Raw genomic sequence first — 5,656 nt, forward strand, 5'->3', positions numbered from 1 at the left:
TTTTTCCGTCATGGGAAACTGCAGAATGAATTTCAAATCCCGCTCGTCCGGGGCGATCCTGCCAATAAAAAAGGTGAAATCTGTTTCTGAAATAAACAATTTCAGGCCCGCCGCCAATGAGAATGGGATTCCCGGAATATTTTTGGAAATGAATTCCGTCGTGCGAAATTGCCAGACAAACACTGCGTTCACAGTGAGGACTAACAGCGGAATAGTACAAATAAATCTTCCCGTCAACTTCGACCGCCGCCGGGTCCAGCACATGAGTTTCGTCGGGATCGCCGGCTGCCCCGACATCCAGCACCGGTTCCGGCAAAATCTCCCAGTGGGCGCCGGTAAAGTTATTTTTGGAGGCGCGCGCCAATCCGATTCGATCATGTCCACCCTGCTGACCGCGGAAATAAAGATAAAATTCATTTTCTCGCACTAATAAATCCGGATTTGCTGCCTGATCCGCGAAAAATGTTCCTGGCTTGGGTCCAATGATCGGATTCCCGGGGTATCTATTCCATTTAAATTGGCGCTTCATTTTTTATTTTTTCCGGTCAACTTCATCCAATCGCCTTCTCATAAACCGTGTACGTCTTTGACGGCGTTGAAGACATCATATCCACCAATCTGATGACCAGTACGTTATCTTCAAGGACCCAGCCCATGTCGCTGTATTCATAGCCCGCTTTTTGTGAAATTATTTTTTCGCGCCACAACATCACAGCCGGTAAACCCAGATTGCGATATTTTTTCTTGACACCCAAATAGCCAAGCCGAAAACCTTTTACTTTGCTTTTGGTGAGCAACATTCTCGCCGCGCGCAACAGTTCGCAGCGGCGACACCATTTCATAGGGACCATGCGTTCGGTAATATTGGGTACGCCGCCGAAGAAGGCAGCCGGTTCGTCATGAATGTACAAAAACATGAACAATTTTTTGTCCATGATGAGCATCATGTCGTCGACGATGGTGTCAAATTCCTCTTTGGTGAATGGCACAAAACCGAAATTGTCGTTCCAGGCGTCGTTGTAGATTTCGTACATTTCCTGTTTACGCACTTTCAGTTTCCGTTCACCCCAGGTTTCGATCTTAACATTGTAACGTTTGATCACAGCCTGCGCCACGCGCTCTAATTTTTCTTCCATGGGATTGGTCGTCGGAACTTCCCACGAAAGCACGCGCTTCACTGGTTTGAACCCGGCATTTTCCAGCAAGCTGGCGTAATAAGGTTTATTATAATGATAATACATCACCGGTCGTGACAAAAAGCCATCGGTCATCACGCCTGGCGTCGCTTCATTCACGGGAAGATTTTGCGGGCCGCGAATGCGGTCCATGCCCTTGGATTTCAGCCATGCTGTCGCAGCCGCAATGAGTGCGTCGGCAGCCTCTTGATCTTCGACCACTTCGAACTGCCCGAAAAATCCTACTTTGTCATTCCAGTGCTCGTTGTGGCGATGGTTTGTGAAAGCATTGCAACGACCGACGACTTCATTGCCGCGCATGGCCAGAAAGAAAATCATCTCCGCGTGCTTGAAAAACAAATTTGACGGTTCAAAAAATCCGTGAATGCCAATCAGTTTGAAACCGAGATACTCGTAATCGAGCAGAGGAATGTACTTTTCGTCATTTTGGTAGTGCTGCCAGTGAAAATCGACAAATTTTTTCAGCAATTTTTTATCTTCTTTGGTTTGATTGGAGAAAGTAATTATTCGTAAAGCATTTTCGTCCTTTTGTTCCATGATTCACTCCGGGTTAGAATTCTTTGCCCCTTTCAGAGGTTCAGAACCTTTGAAAGGGTTAACTTTATCACAATCCCAATTTTTTCCGATACTTTTTAGGGATGGCATTTTTGTTGACCATGATGGCAACTGTTTTCAATCGCACGTAGGGGCGTGACAGGTACATGTAGCCGTTGTATTTTCTGCCGTCCACGCCGGCGGAATTTTTCGTGTAATAAAATTTCGTCCCTTTCTGATCGTGCGCCAGCCCCACAATGTGCATCAAATGATCGTCTGTCGTTTGAAAATTATCAAAAGTGAGTTCCCGCATTTCTTGCGTGACCTTTTTCTCTTTCACCGGTTCGGTGATTTTCTCCTTGCGCTCGGCCTTGGTTTTGTCTTCCCAGTCTTTTTCCGGCACGATCGCATAGCCGGTTTCGCGCGTGGAAAAATCCCGCTCGCTCACATCACCGTCCCAGACCACAGAAAAGCCATGTTTCAGCGCGTGATCGATAATTTTTTCCAGATCATTAATCGGCACGTTGTAATAATTGTCATTGAACGTCCAATTGTCCGGCACTTCGAGACGGCATTTTTCGTAGAAAGGATAAATCTGATAAGATGTCAGTTCAACATAGTCGTCAAAATTTAAGCGCAAATAATTTTCAGCGAAGCTTTTGGGAGTGTATTTTTTCCCCTGAAAAAGAAAATCCACCGGCGGTTTACCGAGGTAAATATCCAGCACGCTGTTGAAGGCATCTTCCCAGCGCGGGGTCAATTTTCTCCCGCGCAAAGTGCCGTCCAAAATTGCTTTCAGCACGCCGAACATCTCGCTGTGATTATGTTGCTTCTCGCCGATTTCCATGCCCGGATAAACATTTTCCGGGACAATACCGTAGCGTCGAATTTGATCGATCACGTCATGACTTTGTCCGCCCTGACCAAAGGTCGCGTTTCCGTGTAACCGAACGTAACTCTCTGCCTTGCGCGGATAAGTATGGCGCACGACAAACATTTCCGACAAATTCAGCTCACCTTTTCCCAACCTCAAAGCTTCGGATTCCAGATAGGACACGGTAGAGAAACACCAGCACGTGCCCGTCTTCGCCTGATTTTTGACTGGCGTGTGGGGAACTTCATAGTCGATCGTAAATTGATAAGGAGATTTGTCCTCATCTTTTTTCTTCTCTTGCGAATGAACAATATTGAAATTCACCAAAATCAGTCCGAGAATAACTGATAGCGCGAATAATTTTCTCATGGATTGTTCCTCTTTATTTTTTTGAAAAAATTACAGGCCTAATTTTTTTCTAATATCTTTGGGAATCGCATTTTTGTTGACCATGAATCCCGTAGCGTTCAGCAAAATGTACGGTTTGGACAAATACATGTAACCGTCATATTTTCTGTCTGTGCCCCAGGAATTCTTCGTGTAATAAAAGCGATGATCTTTTTGATCCTTGGCAATGCCGACAATGTGCATGGCGTGGTCGTCGGTGGCAGTGTAATTGTCAAACCATTTCTGGCGCAATTCCTGATTCGGTATTTTTTCTTCCACCGGTTCGGTAATCTCTTTTTTCCGTTCTTCCCGGGTCAGGTCTTCCCAATCTTTCAGAGGAACAATGCCGTAGCCTTTTTTGCTGCTGAAATATTTGTTGCTGACATCGCCGCCGTAAACTACTGTGTAGCCATTTTCCAGCGAGTTGTCAATGATGCGCTCCATGTCTTCAATGGGAACATTGTAATATTGATCGTTGAAAGTCCAGTTGTCCGGCAGCTCGAGATAGATTTGCGAATAAAACGGGTGGTGCGTGTAGGAAGTAATTTCCACGTAATCGTCAGGATTTAGCTGAAGATAATCTTTTACGAAAGATTTAGGCGTATAATCTTTTCCTTTGAAAGAAAAAGTTTTCGGTTCTGCGCCCAGGTAAATATCAAGCACGGACTCGAACGCTGGTTCCCATTTTGGCGTTACTCTGCCGCCGCGATTTTTTACTACGGCGTTCAACATGCCGCTCAAAATGGAAGTTAACTCGCCGTGTTTGTGTTTCTTCTCGCCGTAATTCAGGCCGGGATAGACGTCTTCCGGAACCAGCCCTTTCGCGCGCATCACGTCAATCACATCGTGACAGGCGCCGCCTTCGGAAAAACTTCCGCCGCCGTGAAGCCGCACATAGCGTTTCGCTTTTTCCGGATAGGCGTTGCGCACGACGTACATTTCCGACAGATTCAGCTCATCTTTCCCCAGGCGCAAAGCTTCTGATTCCAGAAAAGAAATCGTCGCAAAACACCAACAGGTGCCTGTGCTGGCTTGATTTTTTACGGAAGTATGTGGCAGTTCTTTCACCAGGGTAAATTCGTACGCATCTTTTTTCTTTTCTTCCTTTTTCTCCTCTTGGGCCAGAACGATTTGGGAAAAAAATAAAGACAAAATCAGAACTGAAACGATGGACAAAATTTTTAATCTGGATGGCATGACTCCTCCTTAGAAATTTGTAAATTTTCAGATGAGGTGGACTCCACCTATGAGGTAGATACACCTTGAACAAAATCTAATCAGACAAAACTTTCGCGTTTTCAACTTTTCCAAGTACCTTGCCGCCACTTTGCAAATGGACGGTTACCTGGACTCTTTCATCTTCCACAATTATATTTCCCATTACCTCTGAATTATCGGCAATACGAATCGTGCATTGCCGCTCGCTAAATTTTCCTTTTGCTTTTTTTATTATGATATTGCCTTCTACGACTGACGCTTTTGTCAGTACAATATCGCCGTTTACTGTTCCCACATCTCTTCTGATTCTAACGCCAGTTAAATCTATTCCGCCGTTCACTGTTTTCACTGATCCGTGAATTTTTGTACCCACCCCGCAGGAAATTTCTCCGTTCACAACTTCCAGACTCCCATCGAAAAAACTGCTGTCGCCAACGACTATTTTTCCGTTCACAATTTTCACATCTTGTGCTTTGGTGTGAGAGCCAATTAAAACGCTGCCGTTTACAGAACGAATGCCGCCTTTAATTACGCAATTATTTCCAACGCGAACAATGCCGTTGACAACATTCAAGCTGTGATTTACCGTTTGGCCATCTTCAATGGTGATGGATTTATTGAGATTTACGTTGCAAGCAAAAATAAAAAATAAGAATGTCAACAAAACTGAAAGCAAATTTTTCTTCTTCATCGGAACACCTCCAATTTGACCTTTTATTTGTGAATTGATTTGATGTATTCGCGCATTTTTTCCACCATGACTGCCTGATGTGTGCGTTTGTTAGTTTCCAGGTCGACGTAAGTCGCCTTTGGCATCAGGGAAACGATTTTTTTCAAATTTTCCGGTTCATGGAGCGTATCATGAGACGCGCCGGCGATGAGAGTCGGAATTTCTATTTTTGGCAGCAAATCCCAAACAGCGTACTTAGCCAATAGCCACGCTGCTTTTTTCAATTTCCACGGATCCGCCGCATCGATATTGCGGCAATATTTTTCGTATTGAGCATAGTCTTTTTCCACGTCGAGACGGAAATTTTTTAAATACCATTTGATGAACGGTTTTAAAATTGCGTAGAAACCCGGATAAAAAAGAAAAATTATCGCTTTGCCAAAACGAGGGACGCGAAAAACCGCATTAGGCCCGATGAGCACCAGGCATAAAGGTTCCACTGGCAAATGTTGCGTGCTGTCAAGAATCGCTGTAGCGCCCAGGGAACTGCCGAAAAGAATGTAATTTTTCGGTCGGAATTTAAAATGCGCCACCAGCGCTGCGATATCCTTGCCAATATCCTCAACGCCGTATCTCACTTTGCCGCTCACCTGCGAGGATTTTTTCTCCCGCGTTTCCACGTAATGAACTTCAAAATCTTTTGTCATTTCCCGCAATACATCTTTCCAGGCTTCAATCAGCGTAATCCAGCCAGCGACGAACAGCACCGGCGGATTA

The 5,656-nt window shown here is 44.9% G+C and carries 6 protein-coding genes; all 6 read right to left on the reverse strand.

Going from position 1 to position 5,656, the window contains the following annotated elements; translation table 11 throughout:
- Nucleotides 1-529: glycoside hydrolase family 32 protein (locus GXO74_00165; GenBank protein NOZ60071.1), on the reverse strand; the 529-nt coding region annotated here is incomplete at its 3' end.
- A gap of 22 nt (nt 530-551) precedes the next feature.
- Nucleotides 552-1,733 (reverse strand): hypothetical protein, encoded by a 1,182-nt coding sequence (locus GXO74_00170; GenBank protein ID NOZ60072.1) that lies wholly within the window; start codon nt 1,731-1,733, stop codon nt 552-554.
- Between the two features lie 67 nt (nt 1,734-1,800).
- Nucleotides 1,801-2,973: an aminopeptidase gene (locus GXO74_00175; protein ID NOZ60073.1), complete on the reverse strand. Its 1,173-nt coding sequence runs from the start codon at nt 2,971-2,973 to the stop codon at nt 1,801-1,803.
- Nucleotides 2,974-3,003: 30 nt separating this feature from the next.
- Nucleotides 3,004-4,188, reverse strand: coding sequence for an aminopeptidase (locus GXO74_00180; GenBank protein ID NOZ60074.1), 1,185 nt, complete (start codon nt 4,186-4,188; stop codon nt 3,004-3,006).
- Nucleotides 4,189-4,264: 76 nt separating this feature from the next.
- Nucleotides 4,265-4,900 carry a hypothetical protein gene (locus tag GXO74_00185; protein ID NOZ60075.1) on the reverse strand — a complete coding sequence of 212 codons (636 nt, stop codon included), beginning with the start codon at nt 4,898-4,900 and terminating at the stop codon, nt 4,265-4,267.
- A 23-nt stretch (nt 4,901-4,923) separates the two neighbouring features.
- On the reverse strand, nt 4,924-5,656 hold a 733-nt coding region (locus GXO74_00190), incomplete at its 5' end, for an alpha/beta hydrolase (GenBank protein ID NOZ60076.1).

The sequence above is a fragment of the Calditrichota bacterium genome (assembly GCA_013152715.1).
Classification (GTDB): Bacteria; Zhuqueibacterota; Zhuqueibacteria; order Thermofontimicrobiales; family Thermofontimicrobiaceae; genus 4484-87.

Bases quoted from the DNA above. Each gene is read 5' to 3' on its own strand.
- GXO74_00170 (NOZ60072.1), bottom strand. From the start codon at position 1,733: ATGGAACAAAAGGACGAAAATGCTTTACGAATAATTACTTTCTCCAAT.
- GXO74_00175 (NOZ60073.1), bottom strand. From the start codon at position 2,973: ATGAGAAAATTATTCGCGCTATCAGTTATTCTCGGACTGATTTTGGTG.
- GXO74_00180 (NOZ60074.1), bottom strand. From the start codon at position 4,188: ATGCCATCCAGATTAAAAATTTTGTCCATCGTTTCAGTTCTGATTTTG.
- GXO74_00185 (NOZ60075.1), bottom strand. From the start codon at position 4,900: ATGAAGAAGAAAAATTTGCTTTCAGTTTTGTTGACATTCTTATTTTTT.